We start from the raw sequence: 25781 nt of genomic DNA on the forward strand, positions 1-25781 counted from the left end.
GCTGGGCGACGATGAACTCGATGTTGGTGCCCGGGGCGTGGTGGCCGGTGTCGAGCACCACCTTGGCGCGCTCGCCCAGCGCCAGGCAGTGCACCAGGGAGGTGCCCCAGTCGGGCACGTCGGTGTGGTAGAAGGCCGGCTCGAAGAACTTGTACTCCAGGACCAGCTGCTGATCGTCGTCGAGCGCGGCGTAGATCTCCGCCAGGGCGTCGGCGAGGCGGTCCTGCCGGGCCCGGATGGAGTCCTGGCCGGGGTAGTTGGTGCCGTCGGCCAGCCAGATCTTCAGGGCGGGCGAGCCGGTGGCGCGCATGATGTCGATGCACTCCAGGTGGTGGTCGATCGCCTTGCGGCGGATCCTCTCATCGGCATTGGTCAGGGAGCCGAGCTTGTAGTCCTCGTCCTGGAAGACATTGGAGTTGATGGTGCCGATGGTTACGCCCCGGTCCTCGGCATGCTTGCGCAGCGCCTCGTAGTCGTCGACCTTGTCCCACGGGATGTGCAGGGAGACCCGGGGGGTGACGCCGGTGTACTTGTTGACCTGGGCGACGTCGTCGATCTTCTCGAACGGGTCGCGGGGCACACCCGCGGTGGTGAAGACGCGGAAGCGGGTGCCGGAGTTGCCGAAGGCCCAGCTGGGCAGCTCAATGGTCTGGGTCTCAAGCAGGCTGCGGGCCTCGGCGCTGAGGTCGGATAGCGAGGGTGTGGTTGCCGACATGATGTGCTCTCCTTCGTGAGTTCGGCGCGGATTGTTGGTTCGGTTGGTTGGTGGTGCGGGTCAGGTGCCTGGAGCCGACGGCGGTCAGGCGTTGGCGTTGGTGACGTGCTCCCCGTAGCGCTCCAGCTCGATTTCCGCCAGGGACTTGCCCTGGGTCCGCGGGGCGCCGACGGTGCCCACCAGGGTGGAGACGACGAGGAAGCCGATGAGGATGAGGCCGTCGATCATCAGGCCGTTCTCCCACTTGAGGATGATCGGGAAGATCAGCGAGATCAGGCCGGATGCCAGGCGGACCGCGAAGAAGACGATGCCCTGCGCGGCCGAGCGGTACGGGGTGGCGAACAGCTCCGGCGACCACACCGAGTAGAAGGCCTGGGCGGACGGGCCGGCGGACAGGCCCCAGATGATGGTGTAGCCGAAGGCGGTCCAGGCGGCGTCGGAGGGGCCGAAGACCAGGACGATCCAGGAGACGATGGCGGCCAGGCCGCCGACCAGGAAGTGCCAGCGGTAGGGGACGCGGTCGACCAGGTTCATGAAGATGAAGGTGGAGACGATCACGAAGCCCCACGACAGCATGGAGAACAGGTCGGTCTGGATGGTCTCGTAGCCCATGGAGCCGAGGATCGTGGGCAGGAAGATGCCGTTCTGGGAGGCGGCCTGGTTCCAGCAGGTGTAGATGACGGCCAGGAAGATGAGTGCGGTGATGTTGACGCGGCGATTGAACAGCTTGCGGAAGGCCGCCCACATCGACGGCGGTTTGGCCTGTGCCCCGCCCTTGGCCTGCTCCCAGGTCTCGGACTCCTCCAGGCCTCGCCGGATGTACCAGGTGACCAGGGCGATCACCACCAGGTGGGCGAAGATGATGCGGCTGCCGAGCAGGCCCAGCGGGGCCAGGGCGGCGGCCAGGCCAAAGCCGATGAAGGGGCCGAAGGACCAGGCCAACTGGGTGGCGCCGATGTGCTTGCCGCGCTGGCCGGTGGGGGCGAACTCGGCGATGTAGGTCCAGCCGGCGGGAACCGAGGCGCCCACGGCCAGGCCGACGATCACGAAGCCGGTGAACAGCATGGGCAGGTTGGCGGTGAAGACCACGATCAGGCCGCCGAGCGCGTAGAGCAGCAGGTCGTAGGTGTAGATGAACTTGCGCCCGTACTTGTCGCACAGCGGGCCGCCGATGAGGGCGCCGATGGCGGCGCCGAAGGCGTTGGAACTGAAGGCGGCCAGCAGGCCGGCGATGGTGCCGTCATCGCCGGGGAAGTACGCGGCGCCCCAGAAGCCGAGCGAGGTGGCGATGGCGATGATGGAGCCGGAGTCGATGTAGTTCGACATGGAGACGGCGGCGGTTGCCTGCCAGCCGGTCAGTGGCTTACGGGCCACGGGTTCCTCCTGGTGTTCGGGGTGGAGTGGGTGGTGCGGGGAGCGTCAGGGAAGGTAGAAGTACTGGGGCAGGACGGCGGAGGTGCCGCCGTCGGGCTGGACGAAGTACTGGGCCATCTCCGCCTGCCAGCGGGTGTTGACCTGCTCGTCCTCCATGGCGGCCATGGCCGCGGCGGCGTCGTCGGACTCGAAGTATCCGACGACGAGCCCGTCCTGCGGGCGCAGGAAGAGGGAGTAGTTGTGCCAGCCGCAGCGGGTCAGGGCCAGGCGCATCTCCTCCCACACGTGTTGGTGGACCTCGACGTACTCGGTGATCCGGTCCGGCCGCACCTGCAGTAGGAAGCAGCAGCGGTGAGGCGAGCGGGCCGTGGTGGTGTTCAGCAGTTCGGTGAGGGCGGCCGGGACGGCGGCGGTGGCATCGACTGCCGGGGACGGCGGGGCGCCGGCTGTCGGAGAGTCGGTGGTGGGAGAGTCGGCCATGGAACGTCCTTGTTCGGATTGTGCCGCGGCGGGGCCGGGGCGTCAGTAGCGGTATGAACCGTTTCAAAGCGACCATAGTCCCGCGGCTGCCCGAGAGTCAAGGGGTGTGCAAGAGTCACGTGGACCACCTAGTTGCTTGTGTAGGACATCTGGGTGTGTGAAACTACGTAACGTCCTGATGACGTGACCTGCAGGTCAGCCTCATATGCGAGGAACTTCCCATGACTCGTTTCCCAACAGCTTCACCCCGATGGCGCCGCGGCGCTGCTGCTGGCCTGCGCACCGGTGGTGGCGTGCTCGTCCAGCTCTGACGACAATCCCCTGGGTATCGGCACCTTTGACCCCGAGACGATGGCCTCGGCCAAGGCCTCGGAGTCCGCGGCCGCCGCGGCTGCGTCCGCGTCTGCGGCGGCCTCGGCGGAGGCCGCAGGCGTGGTCACCGCGGAGTCACTGTCCACTGACCGCTACATAGTGACCGCGATCCCCGAGGATCTGGACGAGCTGCAGACCGAGGTGCTCAAGGCCTTCGTCCACTACGACCAGGTCACCTGGAACATCTGGTTCACCCGCACCGGCGTGGAGAACGCCGAACCCCTCATGACCACCGAGGCATACCAAAGACTTAAAAACAACCTGGATCAGACCGTCGCCGGACACACCGACGGTACGGTGAGGGTCGCAGTGACCTCGGTGTATTTGACGTCTCCCTATGCCTCGCCGCCTAAAGCCACGGTCGAGGTCTGTGACGACCAGACAGACCTGGTCCACTATGACGCTGACGGCAATGATGTCAGTGATCCTGAGACTCTGCAGGTGCGCTACAAGATCAGGATCACCATGGTTTATGAGGACGGTGCCTGGAAGGAATCCGTCGAGGAGTACCTGTCGACCAACGAGTGCACGGTGTGAGCCATGGCGCGGATGACTCGGAAACTAGTCTCCTTGGTAGGCGCGATGCTACTGTTGGCGGTCCCACTCGCAACCGCAGCTCCAGCCTGGGCCTTCGAGCAGAGAAAGGACGCTGCTGGTGGTTCGTCTTCTGGTTCGGTGTCTGCGGGTGGGGATGGTTCGGTGCAGATTGCGGTGTCTGCGGAGTTCGTGTCGGCTGCGGCGGACGGCTCGGGCGGTAGCTCTGGTGGTGTGGTGTCGTCGCAGTCGGTGACCGCGAGTGTGCATCCGGTGTGCTGGTATGAGCGTAGTGACACTGGGGCGGAGCGGGCGGAGTGGATCGACTCGGGGAAGGCCGCTGAATACCTGCGTTTCATCCGCAGCGGCTCGGTCGAGGAGTACAAGACTCACTTCCCCGACTACGAGTCCTATGCGGATGATACCGAGGGCTACTGGTACCTCCCGACCTGTGATGTGCTGTACATGGCGGAGGATGACAAGCGCAGCTTCGCGAGATTGAAGATGCCTACCTCGCCGAGCATGATCCGGTTTACGTGCCCGCCGGGAGTGCGGCTCCGGAGCCGGTGATTGACGGTGCGACGTTGGCGCGGGCGGCGTGGGATGCGGTCACGATCCCCACCGCCACGATCGGCTACAACCCGATGTACGGCAGCATGCAGGCGACGATCGTGGGTTGGGACACCTGGGTGTGGGCCACCGGCGACACCCCTAAGGAAGTACGCGTGACCGCCACCGCCGGCCCCGTGACCGCCACCATCACCGCCACCGCCTCCATGCTTACTCTTCAGCCCAAGGATGGGGTCGCCAAGTGCACCGGGTTCGGTATCCCGTGGAGTGAGGACAACGATCGGATCGGCACTGACTGCGTCATCATCTTCGATCGCTCCAGCGCACACTTCAAGGACAACACCACCCCCGTAGACATCAAGGTCACCTACGCCATCGAATACACCGCCACCGACGGCGCCACCGGCAACCTCAACACCCACACCACCAGCACAACCACCACCATCCCCGTAGCCGAAATCCAGACGATTATTGTCCGCCCCACCGACGAGCAGTAAAAAGAGCGCTGTGCTTGATTTGTGGAACGGAGTGCCGAGGCTCGGGTCCGTGCTGAGCCGGCACGGTTTGCCAGTTCTCGCCGTTTATGGACGCGTGTGAACGCGTTCGCGCTACAGCAAGTACTTGGCTTGCCATCAATGCCGATTCGGTTAGAGCACTCTCGACGTTCAACCTATTTCCGGCGCCGTTATGACCTAGTACTCCAAGTCCACGGGTCAGGATGCGGTTGGAGTGCCGGTGGGCTGGTTGCTGGTAGATGTCGGCGCCGTGCTGGGGGTGTCGGCTGCGTCGGATGGGGCGGGGGTGCTGGGGGTCTTGCTGGACCTGTGGTTTGGAATGGCGTGATGTTCTCGTGCCTGGGTGCCGATGTAGGTCAGTAGCTCGGGCGTGACGTCCATGGCCTCCTGTATAGTCTTGGGACCGTCGAGATTACTCTCCGGATGGGGAATGACCGCTGCTATTGTGAAGCCGTCTCCGAACCAGATGCCGTGCGCATAGTCCCTTGAGCCAATCGGTGCGACCCAGAGGTAGGTGTGGCCCTCAAGTTCAGGAATGTCTAGCTTCTGGATATTGTTCTCGGTGTCTGCGGCCATGGTCTCATCGGTCCACTTATAGCCGTTTCCGGCTTGGTGCTCATTGACGTGCCAATATTCGATGAACATAATGATGTCGTCAAGTTCGTACCCTCTGGCGTCCGTAGCTGCGGGCATTCCCGACAAAACAGTGCAACGCCTATTCCAGCCCCCATAGTCGAGTACATGGTCGCTGCCGATGTGGCTGCCCAGGATTCGGTTGAGCTCGGCGGTATTGTAGACGCCCTGGCATACGGCCTCCGGTGACGGAGCCTCTTCCTCATGATCCCAGGGGCGCCACCAGGTCAGGGCCCCGGCGCACAGGACGGTGATGGTGAGCAGGATGGCCAGTATGCGTCTCGTCGGCTTACGCGTGTCGGGGTCCTGGGTGGTGTCGTTGTGGTCCGTGGTGGGGCTGGTTGAGCTCATGGCTGTGCGCTGCCGGTGATGGTGGATGTCGGCTCCGTGCTGGGGATGTCGGCTGTGCCGGTTGGTTGGCTGGTGGGGGTTTTGCTGGGTTTGGGGTTTGGGGTTTGGGATGGCGTGGTGTTCTTGCGCTTGGGTGACGATGTAGGTCAGTAGCTCGGGCATGACGTCCATGGCCTCTTTGATGGTTTTGGGGCCGTCGAGACTGTTTTCCGGCCGGGGTAGGTCAACGACTATTGTGAAGTCGTCTCTGAACCAGATGCCGTGCACATAGTTTTCTGAGCCGGACTCCCTGACCCAGAGGTAGGTGTTGCCATCCAGTTCGGGGGTGTGGAGTTTCTGGACGCCGTTCTCGGTGTCTGCGGCCATGGTCTCATCGGTCCACTTGTAACCGTTGCCGGCGTCGTACTCCTCGTCGTGCCAGTATTCGATGTACATGATGGTGTCGTCCAGTTCGTAGCCTCTGGAGTTTGTGGCCGCGGGCATCCCCGATAAAACGGTGCAACGCCTATCCCAGCCGCCGTAGCTCTGTATCGTGTAACTGCCGATACTGCTGCCCAGGATTTGGTCGAGTTCGGCGGTGTTGTAGACGTCCTGACATACGGCCTCCGGCGGCGGTGGCAGAGCTTCCTCCTGGTCCCAGGGACGCCACCACCAGGTCAGGGCTCCGGCGCACAGGGCGGTGATGGCGAGCAGGGTGGCCAGTATGCGTAGTCTCGGACGGCTCGTGCCAGAGTCCTGAGTGGTGTCGTTGTCGTCTATGGTAGGGCTGGTTGGGTTCATGGTTGTGCGCTGCCGGTGATGGTGGTTGTGTCAGTAGTCTTCGGGCAGTTCGGTGTCTTTAGGGTCGGCCGCGGTTTGGCTGACGGTCATCAGGCCTTCGGACAGGCCGATGTCGTCTCCGTTGGTGGCCCACCACTGCTGGAACTGCTCCTTCTGGGCGTCATCGGTGATGGTGATGGTCTTGGTTTCCGGGTCGTACCAGGACTGCGGGTCATCGGCGTCGGGGAAGTAGCTCTCGTCTACGAGCCCGTGCTGGACGGCGACCTCGGTGATGCTGGCGTTGTAGGCGGTGGCGTCGACCTGCAGGTCGGTGGCGGTGTCATTGGAGGCTGCCTCCCACAGCGACAGTCCGGTGGAGCCCGCGGCGGACACGGCTGCGGCGGCGGGGTGGGGGATTGCTCCTACGATGGCGAAGGCGGCGCCGGCCTGCGCGCGTTCTCTGTCGCGTCGGGTGTTCGTACGATCATTGGCCTGGTCGGCGATCTCATCCACCCAGGCCGCCGCGTTCCTCCCATTGTTGTAGGCGCGGTTCATGCCCTTTTGAGCGTCTTGGATTTGCTCGGGCGTCGGGGGTGTTTCATCCGTGGGGAGGTCCTCGGCGGCCTCGGCGTGCGCGGCGCGCTCGGTGTAGTTCGCGATCCCCTGCCCGGCCGCGGATATCGCGTCGTCGGAGTCGGCGATGGATGCGACCACATGCTTCAAAGCCTTGCGCTTGGACTCGGCGTTGTGGGCGTGGTCCTTGGCGGTGGCGTAACCATACTGAAGATTCGGATCCTTTTCGGTGGTCATGCCGGTGATCTCGGCGGCGTGGTTGCCGGCGAACACGCCAAGGTTGACCTTGGTCTGCTCAGAGGACTTGGAGAAGTCATGACCGCCGAAGTAGTCCAGTGCCTGGCCGCAGGCCCAGGTCGCGCGTCCGTCCAAGCCGCCGTCGGTGCTCCCGCGCTTGCTGGAGACCCCGGCGTACGCGGCGGTCAGCGCCTCCTCATTCCCGCGCACCCAGGTCCGGGAGAACAGCAGGTCGGCACGCTCCTGTGCGGTGATGGTGCGGCCGTCGCGGGTGGTGATAGGCGGCCTCGTCGGTGGTGCCTGGTGGTGGGTCGGGTAGGTAGTAGGACAGGGTGCCGTCGGGGTTGGTCATGGTGATGCCGGACTCGTTGATGTCGATGGCCTCCTGGCGGCGCGAGCGCAGCTCCTCGGCGAGATCGCGCATGGTGGACGCGTAGGCCGCCAGGGTTCTCGATCCGGGTCCCGGAGTCAGGAATCCGGGCAGGGAGTCGGTTGCATCGACCACGGAGTCCACCGGGTCGTGGTTGTACTCACTGGTCCGCTTGATGGCGCTGCGTTCCTCTTCGATCGCGTAGGCGCGGTCCTCAAGGTTGTTGATGACTGTCTGCATCTTGTCGGTGTTGATCTTGATGTAGGCCAGGGCTGGGTGCTCCGAGTCTTTCAGGGGCTGGTTCGTTTTGGCGGGGGTGTCAGGTGTTGGGCCAGTTGGCCAGGGGCGAGTCCTGTGGCACTCGGTCCTGTCCGGCGTCGTAGATGGCGTTCTCCGCATCTGTCAGGTCCGAGATGATGCCTTCGATTATTCCGTCAGCCTTGGAGTCGGCCGCATCGATCTTGGTGCGGTAGTCGTCGGCCACAGGCGAGGTCCACACCTCATCGCTCAGTCCGGCGTCGAAGGTCTCGCTGTACTGGGCCGCAGAGCCCGTGGTTGAAGCCGGTGCCCACTCGCGGAGGTTGGACTGTGAGGTCTGCGCCTGGGCCTTGACCTCCTGGATCGCCTCCAGCTTGGGGTTGTTCACCATGACGGCGTCGGCGTCACCGCCGCCGGCATCGTCGTCGTAGTAGTAGGAGGGCATCGGGGCCTCGGCTTTCGGTTGCGGTGGTCTGGGAAGGGGCGGGCGCCCGGGTAACAACGGGATCAACCTACCCCAGGCATCGCGCCCCCGTCACAAGAAGGCCGTTCGCCGGCCATCCGCTAGCGCGGGAAGATGATCACCTGGGCGGAATGGCAGCCGGCGCCGACGAGGTGTGCTGCGCGAATGCGTCGAGGAGTTCCTCGTTGGCGGTATGACCCGTGGGCGCCTCGATCGTGGCCGAGGCGTCGACGACGATCATCGGCGGGCGTCTTTCACGGCGGCCAGAATCTGTTCAGTGCTAGGGCCGCCAGTGCGATCGCGCGAGCGCAAGCGCTCCACAAACTGCCGATTCGTCGGCCGGGATGCCAACTCTGCCAGCTGTGAGGCTACGTAGGCGGACAGCGACATCCCAGAAGCGGCCGCCCGCCTACGCAACTCCCGGGCAACGTCCTCGTCAACATCGCGGATGCACAAGGTGGTCATGAGCCCACGACAGCAGAGTGCTTGATTGCCGGAGTGGATGCGGCGCTACTGCTTCGCTAACGCCGTTACTGCGCCGCGACTCCGAGCCGGTCCAGCCAGCGGCGCACGCCGTCGGCGTCAACAGCCGCCTCCAGGCGCGTGCCCGACCTCCAGTCCCCCGTCCGGTTCAGGGCGGCCAGCTCGCGGGCACTGGCGCCGACCGGGGAGGAGAACGAGGTGCAGAACGGGGCCACGGTCTTGCCCGTGAAGTCATTGTTCTTCACGAATTCGTTCAGAACCCAGGAGGCCTCTCCCCACCAGATGGGGTATCCGATCAGGATTGTGTCGTAATCGGCGAATCCGTCCGGGGTGTCCTGTACCAACTCCACGTGGCGCATGCCGTGATTAAGGTGCTCGCGCGAGACTCGGCTGCGCGGGTCGTTATAGTCCAGGTCGGGTTCGGAGTAGGGATCGGCGGGTGCGAGTACGAAGGCGTCGGCGCCCAGCGTGCGGGTGATGGTCTCGGCCACGCGGCGGGTGTGCCCGTGGGCGGAGTAGTGGACGACGAGCGTTCTCGAGCCCGTGCTGTTCTGAGCGGTCATGACGGGTCCCTCCTTTGGGAGTAGATGTAGGCAATGATAACGATGCGGCTGCGTGGCGGCATTGACGTCCGCAGTCAACGCGGGGGAGGCGGCGCCGTCGTCGCCACCCGGAATCGGGGGACGACGACGGCGCTGGTTGTCCGGTAAGAACCTGGGCTCAGTGCTTGGGCTCGGGGGAGACGGTGAAGTCCAGTCCCGCATCCTCGGCTGCGGCGACGTCGGCTTCCGCATGGTGCTCGACGGCGAACTCGTTGCGCTGCTTGCCGCGGAAACCCCAGATGGCGAAGGCGTAGCCGACGATGGCGCAGCCCGCCAGGACCATGTAGGCCACGCGCGGGCTCAGGCTCATCAGCGACGGGGTGACCGAGGCCGCCAGGGCGGCGACGATCCGGGCGACGAACACGATGTCGCCCTGGGCGGTGGCGCGCACCAGCGTGGGGAAGGACTCCTGCGTCCACACCTTCATGATGCCCTCGAAGGCGAAGGCGCCGCCGAAGCCGTTGATCAAGGAGACTGCGATGTAGCTCCACACGTGGAAGCCGCCGATGATGTAGATGAAGTAGGCACCGACGTAGCAGGCAGCACCTAGGTAGAAGTAGTTCATGCGCTTGGGCGTGTCCACGATCCGCATGAACCAGACGCCCCAGATGAAGCCGAGCGGCATCATGAGCAGGCCGATCTGGTTGGAGAAGGCGATATCCATGCCGATGATGTGGTGGTTGATCCAGGTGGTGAACTGACCGCCGGTGTTGGCGGGGATATTGACCAGGGCGTAGAAGAAGATCAGCGCGATGAAGGGCTTGAAGTAGGGCGGCTTGAGCAGTGTGGCGATGGTGACCCGTTCGGCGCGAACGGTGCCCGTGCCGGACTCGCGTTCGCGGCGCGCGGCCAGCCAGACCTCGGATTCGGGGATGGGTAGGCGCAGCAGCAGCGTGATCAGGGCAATGACCAGGACCTGGCCGTACATGACTTGGCCGCCCAGCCGGCCCCAGTTGCCGACCACGGCGCCGGCGACGACCGCGCCGAGGATTCCGCCGGTCCACAGCATATTGGACAGACCGATGATCTTGCCGCGATTCTCGTCCGTGGCGGATTCGGCGATGGTGGCCAGGGAGACCGGCAGGTCGGCGCCGGTGCCGAGGCCCACGAGGATGGTGCCGGCGAGCAGGATCGGGAAGCTCGGGGCGAATACCTGGCAGGTCGCCCCCAAGACGATCATGAGCATCGTGGCGGAGAAGACGTGCTTGCGGCCGAAGCGGTCGCCGAGTGGCCCGCCGAACAGGGCGCCGAAGGCAATGCCAAGAGTCAGCGCCGATGAGGCCAGGCCCACCTGACTGTTGCTGATCCCCAGCGCGTCTTGGTAGATGACCAGGGCGGTGGAGTTGGAGACGATGGCGCAGGCGTCGATGTAGGACGCCATGCCGGAGACGATGCCCACGAACCAGGGATTGGGCTGCCGGTTGGGGGTACTTATGGTCATTTGCTCTCCTTTGAACGGATCTGGCTCGTTGACGCTGCGGTCGGCTCGGCTCGCTGGGGGCGGCCGGGTGATTCTGGAACCACACGTTGAAACGAATCAATCGGTAGGAAGATAGCAGGTGCTGTGTCTCGCCGCAAGAGTGGAGGCGTTTTGCTTGAATCGTTTGAGTGTAGCGGTTTGAGGTCTCGGATGCGGTAGCGGCACCGACACGGCCGTCGAACTGGAATGATGGTGCCCGTAAGTGGTCTATGTCCGTGCTGCGGCGGTTGTGGTGGCGCGGCCGGGACTCAGGCGCTGGGCTCGACAGGAAGGAGCGACCATGCCACGGCCTTCGGTTCGTGACGTCGCCGACCGGGCGGGGGTCTCGGTGGGAACCGTCTCGCATGTGCTGAATCACCCCGAACGCGTCGCCCAGTCCACCCGTGATCGCGTGCGCGCCGCCATTGATGAGCTCGGCTTCGTCCGCTCCGAAACGGCCCGCCGCCTGCGCCACGGCGGCTCCTCTCTGGTGGGCGTGTTGGTCCACGACATCTCCAACCCCTTCTTCACCGAGGCGGCGCGCGGAATCGAGGACCGACTACGCGAAGACGGACACGTCCCCATGCTCGGCTCCACCGACTCCGACCCTGAGCGTGAACGCGATCTGATGAGCCTGCTGGCGGGCATGGACGTGCGCGGCGTCATCGTCACGCCTTCCGCCTCCACTCTGGACAATCTGGCGGTCCTGGCCGGACGCGGCATCCGCGTGGTGCTCATGGACCATCCGCCGCTCTCGGCCGAGCTGTCCACCGTTTCCGGAGACGACGTGGCCGGTGCCCGCGCGGCGGCGGCCCACCTGATCGAACTCGGTCACCGGCGTATCGGCTTCGTCAATGGTCCGCTGACGGTGCGGCAGGCCGTCGACCGGCGTGACGGCGTCATCACCGCTTTGACAGAGGCGAACCTGGACCCGGCGGAGGCGTTGACCGAGATCGAGGCCGTCAGCGCCGGCCAGGGCTTCACCGCCGATGCGGGCGCCGTCGGGGCAGCCGCCCTGCTGGGCGGTGAGCCGCGGCCGACGGCGCTTATCTGCGCCAACGATCAGATAGCCATCGGCGCCATGCGAGAGGTCCGCCGTCGCGGCCTGAGGATTCCCGAGGATGTGGCCATCGTCGGCTACGACGACGTCTCTGTCGCCGCCGAGCTCATCACTCCGCTTACCAGCGTGCGTCAGCCCATGCGGGAGATGGGGGCGGCGGCCGCAGACATGCTGCTGTCCAATGACGGCACGATCCGGCACATCACCTTCCCGCCTCGGCTCATCGTGCGCGAGTCCACCGTCGGCAGGCGGCCGCGATCATGACGGCCGCCGGGGCGCTGCCCGCTTACCGCGGTTGGGAGAAGCGCACCGCGGTGCCGGAGGCCGTCACCATGAGCATGCCATTGTCGGTGCCGAGGGTCTCATAGTCGATGTCGACGCCGACCACGCCTTCCGCGCCGAGTTCCAGCGCGCGCTGGACCATTTCCGCCAGGGCCGTCTCCCTGGCCTGAATCAGTTCGTTCTCGTAGGCCTGGGAGCGACCGCCCACCACATTGCGGAAACCGGCGGCGATGTCCTTGAACATGTTCACCCCGGCGATCGTCTCTCCGCACACAACGCGCAGGTACTGGGTGACGGGGTGCCCCTCAACGGTGGGAGTGGTGGTGACGATCATCTCTTGTCTCCGAGTGGTGTAGATGCGATTGCGGGTCTCGCGGCGCATATCCGCACCGCGGATATCATTCTGCGTGGCAGCGCGACCCCGGGACTCGTTCCCATGGGTGATCTCGCGCTCGTTACCGGGGAGGAACGACTCAGCCGCCGCTTCGCTCCAGTGCGGCCAGGGCTCGGGCATAACCGGCGCCGATCTCCTGCGGGGTCATGGGAACGCCGTCGTAGGACCAGCTCAGCAGGTGCGCGGCGTTGAAACCCCGCGCACAGCGAGAACAGGAACAGGGCAGCGCCGGACGGCGCATGCGGTCCACGGTGTGCCCCGCCGGGCAGGTGCCCACCCAGCGGCCCGGTACCCGCGGTGTGCGGCTACTCACTAGACGTTCCCCGCTGGCCCCGAGTCGGTGGGCCTCCGCACGCCAGGCGGCGTCGTGCCCGTGTGCGGCACCCACCCGGGCGTGGGCGATCTCGTGCAGCACCGTCTCGCGCACCTCGGCCTCGTCGTACAGCGCCATGAGGTGGCGCGAGAGGGTAATGCGTCTGCGGGAGTGATCCGTCTGCCCGGCACGTCGTCGCGCCCGATCGAAGCACACGGACCAGTCGCCGACGCCGTGCTCGGCCATGAGGAGCCGGGCCAGCGGCAGTACCTCGGGCAGATCCATGTATCTGAGCCTAGATGAAAGGAGCGAGGCGCCGGCGCCGTGCTCACCCGGCGATCACCGGTGCGTACAACGGCAGCGGTCCTTTCTCGGGATTGCGGGCCGGTGCGTCGGGTGTGATCAGGAAGCCGGAACTGCGCGATCGGTGGCGGCCTGTGGCAGCATTGCCCCGATGTCACGTCCTCCCGACCGGCCTACCCGCCGTTCCCCACAAGGCCGCACGCGCTACCCCGCCAATGATCGCCGGGCGGCGGCGAGCCGTAGGCGTACGCCGACGTCCAAGCGCGGCACTCGGCTGGCCAAGGCGGCCCGCGCGGGATCACGCCGGCCCGCCTCCCGCCGAGGCGCCCGCCGCAGCGGGCGACGCCGGTCCCGCCACTTCGGATCGGTCGGCATCTTCACGGTCTCCTTCGTGGTCACGCTGATACTCGGCCTGCTGGTGATGAACGCCGTCGACGTCGCCCCGGCGCCGGCCGCCACCACCACCGTGTACACCGAGCCCGCCGCCGTCTCCCGAGACATGACCGGTTTCGATGCCGAGCACATCATAGACGACGACGTCTTCTACGACTCCACCACCATGACGGCCGGCGACATAGCCTCCTTCATCACCACGGTCAACGAGGGCTGCCTAACCGGCACGGATGGAACGCCCTGCCTGGCCGATGCCACCTTCGACACCGAGAACCGTAAGGCCACTACCGCCTGCCCCGGCGGATACACCGCGGCGGAGGGGGAGACGGCCGCCCAGATCATCTCCCAAGTGGCCACCTCCTGCGACATCAACCCGCGTGTGCTACTCGTACTGCTGCACAAGGAACAGGGACTCCTGACCGTTTCGGGCGGGTACCTGAACGCGCGCCGCTATGAGGCGGCCGCCGGTTACGCCTGCCCTGATGGGCAGGAATGCGACACGGAGTATGCCGGCTTCTTCCGTCAGGTCTACGGGGCCGCCTCCCAGTTTCAGACCTACCGTCTCGACCCTGACGGGTTCCAGGTGGTCGCGGGCGCGACGACCCAGCTGGCCTACTCGCCGAACTCCCTGTGTGGCTCCGGGGAGTTGACTGCGGCCAACCAGGCGACGGCCGGCCTGTACAACTACACGCCCTACCTGGCCAATGCGGCGGCCGCCGACGGCGGCGACGACTGCACCAGCTGGGGCAACTGGAACTTCTACGGATACTACCGCGCCCTCTTCGGTGACCCGACGCCGTCGACCGCCGACTGATCCGGGCGCTCCTGGCGACGAACTGCCGGGCGGTGTCGAGACTGGGTCGCAGGTATCGGAACGGTACGGGGTGGGCGGACGCGCCGGAGGACCGGTATCGGGGTCGCGGGTGCCGTGTGAGGATTGGCCGTATGGAGTGGCACCCGGTGCTGACGACCATGTGGGTCGTCCTGGAATACGCGATCAAGATCGTGGCGCTCGGGATCATCCCGGAGAATCGCCGCCCGTCATCGTCGACGGCATGGCTGCTGCTCATCTTCCTGCTGCCCGTGGTCGGGCTGCCGCTGTACGTGTTCCTGGGCAGCCCCCGGGTGCACGGCAAGCGTTACCAGCAGCAGCTCGAGGCCAATGCCGCCGTCAATGAGTTCACCGAGGGCATGCCCGACGCGCCTGCCGGGGCCCGGCCCTCACCCCATCTCGGCTCGGTGCTGCGCATGAACCGGAGGCTCACCGGTCTGCCGTGCGTCACCGGCGAGGTCGTGGCCCTGCACGCACAGGCCGCACAGACCTACGCCGCCATGGCGCGGGTCATCGACGCCGCCCGGCATCACGTGCACGTCGAGTTCTACATCCAGAGTTGGGATGAGGTCACCGATGTCTTCTATTCCGCGCTCGCACGGGCCGCCGCACGTGGGGTGACGGTGCGACTGCTGGTGGATCACCTGGGCTCGCGCAAGTATCCCGGCTGGAGGGACTTCGGCCGGCGCCTCACCGCCGCGGGCATCCAGTGGCGGCTCATGATGCCGTTGTTGCCCCACAAGCGCCGCTTCCGCCGGCCCGACCTGCGCAACCACCGCAAGGTGTTGGTGGTCGACGGTGAGCGCGCCTTCATCGGCTCCCACAACATCATCGATCCCACCTACCGGCTGCGCTCCAATATCCGAGCTGGACGTATCTGGGCGGACCTGTCCGTGGAGGTCACCGGCGACATCGTCGTCGAGGCCGAAACGGTATTCGCAATGGACTGGTTCTTCGAGTCCGGCGAAGTGCTGGCGGTGCGGGACGCGCTCCCGGGGGCGCCCGATGTGAATGAACTGCTGGCCCGCCGCCCCCCGGTGGGCACTCCTGCGCCGCAGCCGGACCGGCCCGGCGCCGTGGTCAACGCCATGCAGCTGGTGCCCTCCGGCCCCGGCTACCCCACCGAACCGAATCTGCGAATGTGCCTGTCCCTGATCGAGAACGCCACCCGGCGCGTGTCGATCACGAGCCCCTACTTCATCCCCGATGAGGCGCTGTTGGCGGCCATGACCACGGCCGCCTACCGCGGAATCGACGTCGAGTTGTTCGTGGGCAAGGAGTCCGACCACTTGATCGTCAACCACGCTCAGCGCTCCTACTACGGGGCGCTGCTCGCCGCCGGGGTGCGCATCTACCGGTATCCGGCGCCGACCGTGCTGCACGCCAAGTACATGACCGTGGACGGCGAGGCTGCAGTGATCGGCAGCGCCAATATGGATTTCCGCTCCTTCGCGCTGAACTACGAGATGATGCTGCTGGCCTTCGGAGGGGATCTGGATGATCTGTTGCGGGAGAATGACGCCTACTACCGGCGTGTGTCCACCGAGCTGACCGTCGAGGAGTGGGCCAAGGAGCCTTGGTGGCGGCGGTACGTGGACAACGTCTGCCGGCTGGTGTCCGCCGTCCTGTGAAGCCCGGCGCCCATGCCCCGCGAGATCGGTAGACACAACCGGCTCTTCCGGTTTGAGGGCGTGTTGACCTGACGGTTGTTGGGGGAGGGGCGCGTACCGTCGTCTGAAGTACCGAAGCGTCAGTGGCAAGTGCCCAACCGCCGTGGTTCAGAATGAACCGTCACCTAAGGCAAACGAGTAAGCACGCGAAGCCGGTACCTCCGGCAGCGGTGCACGCAATCGATCAGGCGCGGGCGCGCAACCAGGTCAGCACCGCGCGCACCCGCCGATTGCTCTGATCGGGCGGCAGATCCAGCTTGGCGAAGATGTTCGCTACATGCTTGGCCACGGCGCCGTCGGACAGCACCAGCCGCTCAGCCACCTGCGGGTTGGACAGCCCCTCCGCCATTAGGGCGAGCACCTCCTGCTCACGCGGAGTCAACCGCGCCAGGGCGGCGTGCTGCTTCCCCGGCCCAGGGGTTCCGGCCGCCGCGCCCCGCTCGTACCGATCGACGCGGGTGAGCCCGCTCCCAGCATCCGCGGACGGCGGGGCATTGTCGGCGTGCATCAGTTGGGCGAGGACCTCCGGGTCTACCACCACCCCGCCGGCGGCCACTATGTCCAGACTGTGCGTGAAGTCGCTGACCCGGCCGACCCGCTCCTTCAACAGGTAGCCGACTCCGCCCGCGGCGGCGTCCGGGCCGTCGAGCAGCTCGCGCAGATAAGGGCCGGCAACATACGCGGACAACACGATCACGGGCAGCCCCGGATGGGCGGCGCGCAGGCCGATGGCGGCGCGCAGGCCGTCGTCGGTGCCGGTGGGAGGCATGCGCACATCGGTGACGACGACGTCGGGCAGCGCCCCCGCCGCGGACAGCTGCTCGACCTTCTCCCGCAGGGCGTAGGCATCAGCCACCTGCGCCACCACCTCGTACCCGGCCGCCGTGAGCAGGCCGGCCAGGCCCTCGCGCAGCAGGGCGGCGTCGTCGGCGAGCACGATCCTCATGGACACATCCTGCCGCAGACGGCGACTCGGCGAGGCGGGCGCCCGTGGCACGGGGCGCGCCGACGGCGATGCGCGGACTGTGCCCACTCGGATGAATCAGTCCCGTGCCCACGGTGGGGTCAGTGGGGCACTCACCGTCAGCCTGGTGCCGGCGCCCGGAGGCGAGTCGATCTCCAGACTTCCTCCGATGGAGTCCAACCGTTGCGCCATCCCCGCCAGGCCGGTGGCCCCGGGCACGTGCGGAGCGGCGCCGCCCACGCCGTCGTCGGCGACGATCACGGTCAGTCCCCTGGCAGTCGCCGTAAGCTCAACCCGGGCCCGCGCATTGGGCCCGGCGTGTTTGGCCGCGTTGGTGAGCGCCTCGGTGACGGTGAAGTAGACGGTGGTCGCCACCGGGGAGGTGATTGCCGCCAGGTCGGTCTCCTCGCCGACGACTGCGACGGCCGTGGGCAGGGGCGCGCGCCCGGCCAGGTCGTGCAGCGCCGGGATCAGGCCGCGTTCGGTCAGGATCGCCGGACGGATGCCCTGGACGGTCTCCCGCAGGCTGCGCAGCACGGCCTCCGCCTCCTCCTGCGCGGCGCGGATATCTGTGTGCAGGGCCGCGAGCACTGCGGCCCTGGCGGAGTCGTCGACATGGGCCAGCTGATCGGTGTGCAGCTCTGCCGTGCCCAGGCGCATGGACAGGGAGACGAGCCGCTGCTGGGCGCCGTCGTGCAGATCCCGTTCGATGCGGGTGCGCTCGGCGTCGAAGGCATCTATGAGCGTGGCCCGGCTGGAGTGCAAGTGCCCCACCTCGGCGGCCAGCGCAGACAGACGCGCGTCATCGTCGGGGCGGGAAAGAGCCTCTGTCATGCGACACCGCAGCCGGCCCAGTGCCGCCACCAGTACCAGCAGCAGCCCGAGGCCGATCAGCGCGATCGGTTCCATCCACCAGATCTGTCCGAAGGATGTGGCCGTTTGCGACCACCCGGGCAGATCCGAGAATGTCAGCTCAATCGGCTGCTCGGGCGAGGCGGCGAAGGGCGAGGCCGCCAGGACGCCGACCAGCGCCCCACCCATGCCGGTGATGAAGAAACTGACTGCGCTGAGCAGGGTCCCGCCCAGAACCAGGGGGACGTCCTGTTTCCAGAAACCGGCATGAGCGATGCGGCCCAGTAGCCACGCCCGCCGCCGCACCCCGGCCGGCAGCGCGCTTGGGGTGTTCGCGCCGGCAATGCGGGCGAGCGCCCGGTCTGCCTCGGCCAACAGCGGGATGGTCAGGTGAAAGCCCAGCAGCAGTGGAATCGCGACGATCACGAGGGGGAGAAACACCGCCGCGTGAACCAGTTCGGCGAGTACCCGCAGCGCGCGGTCTCGCCCGCGGCGGGTGCTCGCGGCGTCGGCAACGGCGGGGAGATTGCCGCCAGTGCTGGCGGACCCGGGACTGGCGGTGTCGGCTGCGATGGACATGTGTAGACCCTACGGTCACGGACCGTGCCGCACACGGGTGCCAGCACCCGCTTGCGGGGTGGCCCTGACACCACCGGCCGGCCTGCACACGGGTGTCAGGGCCAGTGACCCGGCCGGGGAGGGCCGGGTTTCATAACCGCCATGACCTCTTCCACCTATCACGCCGATGCGGCGGCCGGGCCGGTTGCCGCAACGGCCGCGCAGACGCTCGACTCCGCGCCTACAGCCGGCGGCCCTCACGCAATCCGGAGCGGCACTCCGGCGATCGACGTGGTCGCGCTCAGACGTGTCTTCACTCTGCCCGGACGACGGCGGGCGGCTGTCACCGCCGTCGACGATGTTGCCCTGCGTCTGCCGACCGGCAGCTTCACCGCCCTGGTGGGCGCCTCCGGCTGCGGGAAGTCGACCCTGCTGCAATGCGTCGCCGGCCTGGACCATCCCACCGCCGGGACGGTGCGGCTCCTCGGCACCGACACCACCGCTTTGCGTCCCCGCGACGCCGCCGGCTTCCGGGCCGACCATGTCGGCTTCATCTTCCAGGATGACAACCTCGTTACCTCCCTGTCCGCCCGCGACAACGTCGCCCTGCCCGGGCGGTTGCGCCGCCGTCCGCTGCCGCGGGCCGCCGTCGACGACGCCCTGGAGCGCCTCGGACTGAGCGGTCAGGCCCGGCATCTGCCCCATGAACTCAGCGGCGGGGAACGGCAGCGGGTGGCCATCGCCCGGGTTCTGGCGTCCCGGCCGGACGTGGTGTTCGCCGACGAGCCCACCGCGGCGCTGGACGTTGCCGCAGGCTCGGGCGTGCTGGACTGGCTACGTGAATTGACGCCCTGGGCAACCGTGCTCATGGTCACTCACGACGCCTCCGCGGCAGCCCGCGCCGACGAGGTCCTGGTAATGGCAGCGGGGCAAATCGTGGGCGCCATGCCGGGGGGCGACGCCGACGCCGTCGCCCGCGCCGTCCTGCGCACCCGCCGGGGAGGTGAGGGGCGGTGATCCGGCTGTTGCTCGCCGACCTGCGGCGGCATGCCTCCTCCTGGACCTGGGCCTGCGTGGTCGCGGTGGTGGCCGGGGCATGTGTATCCGGCCAGTTCATGGCCATGCGTGGCTCGCTCAGGTCTGCGGCCGCCGCCACTGGCACAAATCAGTGGGGCATTCCCATCCGCGTCAGCATGACCGACGCCGCCCACACGGTCAGCGCCTTCATCGTCTCCGCCGTGGTACTGGCGACGGCGGCGGTGCTCACGTCAACGGCGGCACTCGTCATCGCCCAGCATCAGCGCGACCATGGATTGTGGCGGGCACTGGGGATGCGCCCTGGGACGTTGCGCGCGATCCTGCTCGGCCAACTCGGCGTAGTCGGCGCCCTGGGGTCGTTGGGCGGCGGGGTGCTCGGATGGCCGGTCGCCCGCATGATGGTGACGCTGCTGATAGATCAGGAGGCGGCCCTGCCCGGGACCAGGGCGCAGTGGGAGCCGGGCGACCTGATTTGGACCGCGCTGGTGGTTGCCGGGGGCGTCATGCTTGGCGGCTGGGGCGCTGCGCGGCGGGCCGCCCGTGCCACTGAAGTGGAGCTGATCGCGGGCCGCGCCGTAGGGGCCACCTGGAGCCTGCGGCGCGTGCTCGGGGTAATGGTCAGGCTGGCGCTGGTTGGCGGGCTCGCGGCCGGAGTAGCTGGCGCGGCGGTGACAGCGAACCGCTCCGGGGCGATGACCGATGAGGCCGTAAATGCTGCGATCCTAGGGTCCTTCAGCGCCCTGGGGCTGGTGTGCATGCTCGCTCCGTGGCTAGTGCCGGTGATCGAGAGCGCGCTCGGGCTGCTGCCGGCGCGGGGCCCCGCCTGGCTGGTGGCCACCAGGACGGCGTCGTTGCAGTCGCGGCGGTCCGCGGCGACGGTGCTGCCGTTTCTGGTGGCGATCGGCCTGGTGGTGGTCATGTTCGGTGCCGTGCGCGCCGGGCTGGGCAGCATGCGTCTGTCCGGTTTTCTGTCCATGTTCGGTCTGGCCCTGGTGACTGCGTGGAGCGGCGGAGTGGCAGTGATCGCCATGAGTGCGAGCAGCAGGCGTCGTGACGCGGCGCTGCTGGAGGCGGCCGGCGCTCGGAAGCGCACGGTACTCGGGGCGCAGGTTCTGGAGGGAGCCTTGCATGCGGTGGCTGCGGTGTCGCTGGGTCTGCTCGTCTCGGTGATCGCCGGCGCCTTCATGGCCGCCGCTTCCGGGGAGGGCGTGCTGGCCACGATCGGGCGGGGCCCGTGGGCGGAGCTGGGCACAGTGGGAGGGCTGACACTGGCGACGACCTGCGTGTCCGTGGTCATGTCCGCGCGGGCAGGCCGGGAGCTAACCGTGGCGCAACTCCTCCACGCGCGGGACTGAGCCGGAGTGGTCGGTGCCAATCATTAGCCAGCGGCGCGGTGCGTCCGACGCTGCCTGTGGATCTCGGCGCCCAGGGGAAGGAGGGGTGCCACGCTGGGGCGGGTGGGGGACTCGACAGCATCGCACCGCATTCCACGACCTTGGGGTACAGATCACGACCACCCGGGGGTCGTGGAACGTACCCAAAGGTCGTGATATGCAGGCGGCGGGTCCGCGCCAGACGGGCCGACTGGCGGCTGTCCGTGCTCTTTTCAGCCCGGCGTCACACCTTCGCCAGCAGCTTGCTGATGCGCTGCACGCTGACCTTGCGGGCGGTGCCGAGCCTCTGCGCGAACAGGCTCACGCGCAGCTCCTCAAGCAGCCAGTGCGCCTCGGTCAGCACGGCCTCCCGCTCGGGATCCGGCGGCAACGTGGCAGCCCGGTTACGGGCATCGGCCAGCAGCTGCTCGGCCTGCTCCAACTGGTAGGCCAGCGCCGCATCCTGGCCGGGGGAGGACTCCGCCTTAGACACGCGCATCGCCAAGGCCTGCAAATACCGGGGCAGGTGCCGCAACTGCTCCGGTGGGGTGGCGGCGATGAAACCGTCGTACACCAGTGCCGCCGCATGCTCGCGCACCTGCTGCAGCGTGCTCAGCAGCGCCAGGGAGGTGTGGGCGGAGACCTCCCGTTCCACCTCTCGCTGCGCGGCCAGCGTCTTGGCGGACACCTGCGCCACGCGGTAGACCTCATCCTCCAGCTCCTGACGCATGGTGGCCACCAGCTCCTCGAACACGGCCCGCGCCCGCACCCCGGCCAGGGGCGTGTGCTGCGTGGAAGCCCACCGATCTGCAACCACCCTCGCGGCCGTCAGCTGCATGTCCTCCACCAGCCCCTCGGTGCTCTGATAGGGGCTGGCCGACAGCGTCAGCGTCTCCGTGGGGTTCCACCGGGAGGTGATGCGGGCCGTGGGCAGGGCGGTACGAGCCAGCGCCAGCGCCGTCACCCCGGCGCCGTGTGCGCGCTCCTGGGCGACGGCGTCGGGCAGGATCCGCAGATCCGCGCCCCGCGCCCCGGTCGCCACCAGCGCCGGGTAACCGCGCACCACCAGACCGGCCGTGCCCGGGGTCTCGATCGTGGCCGGAATCGTGGAGCGCTCCGGGCCCTCCAGGCCGGTGACGCCGACCGGCCAGTCGGCCAGGCCCTTGCGCTCGGCCAGGCCCGGCCCGACGGCGCGGGTCCCCTTGCCGTCCGCCGCGGGCGCGGCATTGCCCCCGGCCTTTCGGGAGGCAAACGCGCCCGCGTCCGGGTCGCCGCCCTGGCCGCGGCTCTTGCCGCGCCCGCCCCGACGTCGCCCCTGGGAACGCTGCGCATCGGCCATGGCCTGGGCGATGGCGCCATGCACGGCGTCGCGCACGGCCGCCTCGGTGCGTCCGGCCTGGCGGTGCTGCAACACCACCAGGTCCTTATCCCGGTCCAGTTCCCGGCCGGCCCCGTCCACGGCCACGAAGGCCATGTGCAGGTGCGCGGGCAGCCTCGCGGCGGCCTCCTCCCAGTCGGCCTCGGTGATCTCCACCTGCCGCAGGCGCGCCACCGCCTCCGTGAAGGCCTCCTGGAAGGAGGCCTCCGGCGCCGACGGCGCCCCCGCACCCCCGGCCACACCGGGCACATCCCGGCGCATTGCCTCCCACACCTGCGCCCCGACGTCGGGCGCCGGCACCAGGGTCCGGCGTACCCGCTTGGGCAGGGCGCGGATGGTGGCCACCACGAGTTCGGGGCGCAGCCCCGGCACCAGCCAGTCGAAACCCGTCGGGGCCAACCGCCCCAGCACCTCCACCGGAATCAGCACGCTCACGCCGTCGGCCGGGGTACCCGGCTCGAACACATATTCCAGGCCGAGCGTGAGGTCGCCCTGCACCCAGGCGTCGGGGTAGCCGGCGGTGTCGTCCCCGCCGGGCAGCAGCAGCTCCCGGGTGAAGTCGAGCAGCTCCGGACTCCGGTGCCGCTCCCGCCTCCACCAGGCGTCGAAGTCGATCGCGCCGCAGACGTCGTCGGGCAGGCGGTCGTCATAGAAGTCGAACAGGGCCTCGTCGCCGGCCAGCAGCCCGTGCTCGCGGCGCCGCTGCTCGACGTCGGCCAGCTCCTCCAGCAGCTCCCGGTTGCGCTCCACGAAGCCGTGGCGGGCGTGCCAGCCGCCCTCCACCAGCCCGGAGCGGATGAACATCTCCCGCGCCAACTCGCGCGCATCGGCCGTACCCACCGAGGCGAGCGTGGCCGGGCGGTCGGCCACCAGGGTCATCCCGTACAGCAGCAGCTTCTCATGCACCATGGCGGCGCCGCGACGTGTGGACCAGTACGGCTCTCCGTACACCCGGTGCAGTAGCCCGGCCGCCCCGGCTGTCTCCTCGATCCAGCGGACGTCCACTTTGGCGACGGTGCGGGCGAAGAGGCGGGAGGTCTCCACCAGCTCCGCCGTCATCACCCAGTCGTAGGTCTTGCGGCGCAGCCCCGAGCCCGGCCAGATCACGAAGTGACTGCCGCGCGCCCCCGCATACTCCCGGCGGCGCTCATCCCAGGTGCCCACATTGGACAGCAGCCCCACCAGCAGGGAGCGGTGGATGGCGTCCGCGCTGGGCGTGTCCGCACTGCGCCCCAGGGCGACGACGGCGGCCGCCACGTCCCCGTGAGCGATGGTGGCCGCCTGCGTGCCCGGCTCCAGGCCGGCGGCCGCAGCCCGTACGGCGCTCGTGGTCGGCAGATCTACGGGGGCGGCGTCGAGCCCCAGCGGGCGGGCGAGTTGCCGCAGCTGGTTGTACACGTCCTGCCATTCGCGCACCCGCAGGTAGTGGAGGAACTCGGTGCGGCACATGCGCCGGAAGGCGGAGCCGGACAGGTCGCGCTGCTGGGTGCGCAGGTAGCGCCACAGGTTCAGATAGGTCAGGAAGTCGCTGGTCGGCTCGGCGAAGCGCCGGTGCAGGGCGTCGGCGGCCTCCTGACGGTCGGCCGGGCGCTCGCGCACGTCCTGCATGGACAGCGCTGCCACGATCACCATGACCTCGCTGACGCAGCCGAGTTCACCGGCCTGCAGCAGCATGCGCCCCAGCCGCGGGTCGATGGGCAGTCGGGCCAGGCGCCGGCCCACCTCGGTCAGCCGCGGTCCGCCGGCGCTGTCGCCCCGGCCGCCCCGACGGCGCCGGCCGGTTCCGCCGTCAGCCGACTCGATGGCGCCGATCTCGCCCAGCAACTGGATGCCGTCCCGCACGGCGCGGGCATCGGGGGCATCCAGGAATGGGAAGTTCCGCACGTCCCCCAGGCCGAGGGCGGCCATCTGCAGAATCACCGAGGCCAGGGAGGTGCGCAGAATCTCCGGCTCGGTGTACTCCGGGCGCGATTCGAAGTCGGACCGGGAGTACAGGCGGATGGCGATGCCGTCGGCGACGCGCCCGCAGCGCCCGGAACGCTGGTTGGCGCTGGCGCGGCTGATCGGCTCGATTGGCAGGCGCTGCACCTTGGTGCGGTTGGAGTAACGGGAGATGCGCGCCAGGCCCGGGTCGATCACGTAGCGGATGCCGGGCACGGTCAGGGAGGTCTCGGCCACGTTGGTGGCCAGCACGATGCGCCGGCACGTGTGCGCTTCGAACACGCGGTGCTGCTCGGCGGCGGACAGGCGTGAGAACAAGGGCACCACCTCGACGGCGCCGGGGGTGGAGGTGCGCCCGTGCGGGGTGTAGCGCGGACCCAGGTGGTCAACGAGAGCAGACTCGGTATCGCGAATGTCCCGCTCACCGGCCAGGAAGACCAGGATATCGCCGTTTCCGGCGGCCATGAGTTCGTCTACGGCGTCGAGGATGCCGGTGACCTGGTCGCGTTCGGTTTCCGCAGGTGCCCCGGGGGCGGCGTTGGCGGAGGACCCGGCATCAGTGTCGTCGGGGTCCCTGGGGTCGAGAACCAGTGGCCGGTAGCGGATCTCCACCGGGTAGGTGCGCCCGGACACCTCGATCACCGGTGCCGGCACCCGGGCAGCGCCGGGGTGGGCGGTGTCGGCCCGGTCGGCTCCGGCGGGTGGGAGGTCCTGCGCGGTGGGCGCCTCCCGGCCGAAGTGGGCGGCGAAGCGCTCGGAGTCGATGGTGGCGGAGGTGATGATGACCTTCAGGTCCGGGCGCTGGGGGAGGAGCCGGGCCAGGTAGCCGAGGATGAAGTCAATATTGAGGCTGCGCTCGTGCGCCTCGTCCACGATGATCGTGTCGTAGCGGCGCAACAGCGGGTCGGACTGGATCTCCGCCAGCAGGATGCCATCGGTCATGAGCTTGACCAGCGTGTTGGGACCGGTCTCCTCGGTGAAGCGCACCTGGTAGCCGACCACACCGTCGGGACCGATGGGGGTGGCCAGTTCGTGGGCGATGCGCTCGGCCACCGAACGGGCGGCGATGCGGCGGGGCTGGGTGTGGCCGATCATTCCGGTGATGCCGCGGCCCAGTTCCAGGCAGATCTTGGGCAACTGGGTGGTCTTGCCGGAGCCGGTCTCCCCGGCCACGATCACCACCTGGTTCTCGCGGATGGCGGCGGCGATCTCCTCGCGGCGGGCGCTTACAGGCAGCTCCTCCGGATAGGTGATCACCGGGACGGCGGCGCGGCGGGAGGCGAGCTGCTCGGGGGTGAAGCCCCGCCACTCGTGGCGTCGTCCGCGCCGCGGGCGGGACCCTCGGGAACGCCGCCCACGCCTGCCGCCGCCGTTGTTGCTACCGGCTTCAGGGCGGTCCGCGCGCCGGGTTGGTCGCTCGTTGTCACTCATCAGGCCGCCTATTGTCCCCCATCCCCGTTCGTCCCCGCCCCTCCCCTCACCGAGGTCGGTAGAAGTTACGTGCCGAGGTCGGTAGGTAAGGGTTCTTCCGGTTCTGGGGTGTGGTCGGTGCTGGTGTGCCCGCCGGCGGGCGGATACATGCGGGGCCGAGGGCGTGTTGGCGCCCGCGGCTGAACTCGTCTACTACGCCGGTTCGTGCTCTACTACACCGGTTAGGTGTCTGCTGAAGGGCGACGGAGCCT

The 25781-nt window shown here is 68.0% G+C and carries 23 protein-coding genes; 8 read left to right on the forward strand and 15 right to left on the reverse strand.

Annotated elements, in window-relative coordinates; all coding sequences use genetic code 11:
- From Q4A20_RS11140 to Q4A20_RS11150, 3 genes are all read right to left on the reverse strand, one after another.
- The coding region (locus Q4A20_RS11140; RefSeq protein WP_303122969.1) for a TIM barrel protein at window positions 1–715 on the reverse strand (715 nt) is incomplete at its 3' end.
- An 84-nt stretch (window positions 716–799) separates the two neighbouring features.
- Window positions 800–2089, reverse strand: a complete 1290-nt coding sequence (locus tag Q4A20_RS11145) for an MFS transporter (RefSeq protein WP_303122971.1) — start codon at window positions 2087–2089, stop codon at window positions 800–802.
- Window positions 2090–2134: 45 nt separating this feature from the next.
- The gene (locus tag Q4A20_RS11150) at window positions 2135–2569 is read right to left on the reverse strand and encodes an L-rhamnose mutarotase (protein ID WP_303122973.1); all 435 of its coding nucleotides are present in this window, start codon (window positions 2567–2569) and stop codon (window positions 2135–2137) included.
- A 288-nt stretch (window positions 2570–2857) separates the two neighbouring features.
- Here Q4A20_RS11150 and Q4A20_RS11155 point away from each other — a divergent pair, with 288 nt between their 5' ends.
- The 3 genes from Q4A20_RS11155 (at window position 2858) to Q4A20_RS11165 (ending at window position 4542) form a co-directional block, all read left to right on the forward strand.
- Window positions 2858–3478: a hypothetical protein gene (locus tag Q4A20_RS11155; RefSeq protein WP_303122975.1), complete on the forward strand. Its 621-nt coding sequence runs from the start codon at window positions 2858–2860 to the stop codon at window positions 3476–3478.
- A 162-nt stretch (window positions 3479–3640) separates the two neighbouring features.
- Window positions 3641–4045 carry a hypothetical protein gene (locus Q4A20_RS11160; RefSeq protein WP_303122976.1) on the forward strand — a complete coding sequence of 135 codons (405 nt, stop codon included), beginning with the start codon at window positions 3641–3643 and terminating at the stop codon, window positions 4043–4045.
- Entirely contained in the window at window positions 4012–4542 is a 531-nt protein-coding gene (locus Q4A20_RS11165) for a hypothetical protein (protein ID WP_303122977.1), read from the forward strand. The genes Q4A20_RS11160 and Q4A20_RS11165 overlap by 34 nt, the downstream gene beginning before the upstream one ends.
- A 216-nt stretch (window positions 4543–4758) precedes the next feature.
- On the opposite strand, the gene Q4A20_RS11170 is transcribed toward Q4A20_RS11165, so the two are convergent.
- The 7 genes from Q4A20_RS11170 to Q4A20_RS11200 all read right to left on the reverse strand — a co-directional run bounded on the left by Q4A20_RS11170 (window position 4759) and on the right by Q4A20_RS11200 (window position 10730).
- Window positions 4759–6324 carry a hypothetical protein gene (locus Q4A20_RS11170; RefSeq protein ID WP_303122979.1) on the reverse strand — a complete coding sequence of 522 codons (1566 nt, stop codon included), beginning with the start codon at window positions 6322–6324 and terminating at the stop codon, window positions 4759–4761.
- 30 nt (window positions 6325–6354) lie between these two features.
- A complete protein-coding gene (locus Q4A20_RS11175; RefSeq protein WP_303122981.1) occupies window positions 6355–7323 on the reverse strand; it encodes a hypothetical protein in 969 nt (322 codons plus the stop codon).
- The gene (locus Q4A20_RS11180) at window positions 7310–7882 is read right to left on the reverse strand and encodes a DUF6571 family protein (protein WP_368502475.1); all 573 of its coding nucleotides are present in this window, start codon (window positions 7880–7882) and stop codon (window positions 7310–7312) included. The genes Q4A20_RS11175 and Q4A20_RS11180 overlap by 14 nt, the downstream gene beginning before the upstream one ends.
- Entirely contained in the window at window positions 7803–8186 is a 384-nt protein-coding gene (locus tag Q4A20_RS11185; protein WP_303122985.1) for a hypothetical protein, read from the reverse strand. Before Q4A20_RS11185 ends, Q4A20_RS11180 begins: the two co-directional genes overlap by 80 nt.
- Window positions 8187–8322: 136 nt before the next feature.
- The gene (locus Q4A20_RS11190) at window positions 8323–8445 is read right to left on the reverse strand and encodes a hypothetical protein (protein ID WP_303122987.1); all 123 of its coding nucleotides are present in this window, start codon (window positions 8443–8445) and stop codon (window positions 8323–8325) included.
- A gap of 289 nt (window positions 8446–8734) precedes the next feature.
- The gene (locus Q4A20_RS11195; RefSeq protein ID WP_303122989.1) at window positions 8735–9250 is read right to left on the reverse strand and encodes a flavodoxin; all 516 of its coding nucleotides are present in this window, start codon (window positions 9248–9250) and stop codon (window positions 8735–8737) included.
- Between the two features lie 157 nt (window positions 9251–9407).
- Complete coding sequence (locus Q4A20_RS11200) at window positions 9408–10730, reverse strand: MFS transporter (RefSeq protein WP_303122991.1); 1323 nt, start codon at window positions 10728–10730, stop codon at window positions 9408–9410.
- A 319-nt stretch (window positions 10731–11049) separates the two neighbouring features.
- On the opposite strand from Q4A20_RS11200, the gene Q4A20_RS11205 reads away from it, so the two are divergent.
- On the forward strand, window positions 11050–12072 hold the full coding sequence (locus Q4A20_RS11205) for a LacI family DNA-binding transcriptional regulator (protein ID WP_303122993.1): 1023 nt from the start codon (window positions 11050–11052) through the stop codon (window positions 12070–12072).
- A 22-nt stretch (window positions 12073–12094) separates the two neighbouring features.
- Here Q4A20_RS11205 and Q4A20_RS11210 read toward each other — a convergent pair whose 3' ends face one another.
- On the reverse strand, window positions 12095–12424 hold the full coding sequence (locus tag Q4A20_RS11210; protein ID WP_303123009.1) for a heavy metal-binding domain-containing protein: 330 nt from the start codon (window positions 12422–12424) through the stop codon (window positions 12095–12097).
- Window positions 12425–12563: 139 nt separating this feature from the next.
- Window positions 12564–13082 (reverse strand): SprT-like domain-containing protein, encoded by a 519-nt coding sequence (locus Q4A20_RS11215; RefSeq protein ID WP_303122996.1) that lies wholly within the window; start codon window positions 13080–13082, stop codon window positions 12564–12566.
- Between the two features lie 169 nt (window positions 13083–13251).
- On the opposite strand from Q4A20_RS11215, the gene Q4A20_RS11220 reads away from it, so the two are divergent.
- The gene (locus Q4A20_RS11220; protein ID WP_303122997.1) at window positions 13252–14307 is read left to right on the forward strand and encodes a hypothetical protein; all 1056 of its coding nucleotides are present in this window, start codon (window positions 13252–13254) and stop codon (window positions 14305–14307) included.
- Window positions 14308–14438: 131 nt separating this feature from the next.
- Window positions 14439–15956: a cardiolipin synthase gene (gene cls / locus Q4A20_RS11225; RefSeq protein WP_303122998.1), complete on the forward strand. Its 1518-nt coding sequence runs from the start codon at window positions 14439–14441 to the stop codon at window positions 15954–15956.
- Between the two features lie 223 nt (window positions 15957–16179).
- On the opposite strand, the gene Q4A20_RS11230 is transcribed toward cls, so the two are convergent.
- On the reverse strand, window positions 16180–16941 hold the full coding sequence (locus Q4A20_RS11230) for a response regulator transcription factor (protein WP_303123000.1): 762 nt from the start codon (window positions 16939–16941) through the stop codon (window positions 16180–16182).
- Between the two features lie 96 nt (window positions 16942–17037).
- A complete protein-coding gene (locus tag Q4A20_RS11235) occupies window positions 17038–18390 on the reverse strand; it encodes a sensor histidine kinase (protein ID WP_303123002.1) in 1353 nt (450 codons plus the stop codon).
- A gap of 141 nt (window positions 18391–18531) precedes the next feature.
- Here Q4A20_RS11235 and Q4A20_RS11240 point away from each other — a divergent pair, with 141 nt between their 5' ends.
- On the forward strand, window positions 18532–19386 hold the full coding sequence (locus Q4A20_RS11240) for an ABC transporter ATP-binding protein (protein ID WP_303123004.1): 855 nt from the start codon (window positions 18532–18534) through the stop codon (window positions 19384–19386).
- Window positions 19383–20762, forward strand: coding sequence for an FtsX-like permease family protein (locus tag Q4A20_RS11245; RefSeq protein WP_303123006.1), 1380 nt, complete (start codon window positions 19383–19385; stop codon window positions 20760–20762). Before Q4A20_RS11240 ends, Q4A20_RS11245 begins: the two co-directional genes overlap by 4 nt.
- Before the next feature lie 262 nt (window positions 20763–21024).
- Here the strand turns inward: Q4A20_RS11245 and hrpA are convergent, their stop codons facing one another.
- Entirely contained in the window at window positions 21025–25530 is a 4506-nt protein-coding gene (hrpA, locus tag Q4A20_RS11250; protein ID WP_303123008.1) for an ATP-dependent RNA helicase HrpA, read from the reverse strand.
- Window positions 25531–25781: the final 251 nt, after the last annotated feature.

Source organism: Actinomyces sp., from assembly GCF_030530635.1.
Taxonomy (GTDB): domain Bacteria; phylum Actinomycetota; class Actinomycetes; order Actinomycetales; family Actinomycetaceae; genus Actinomyces.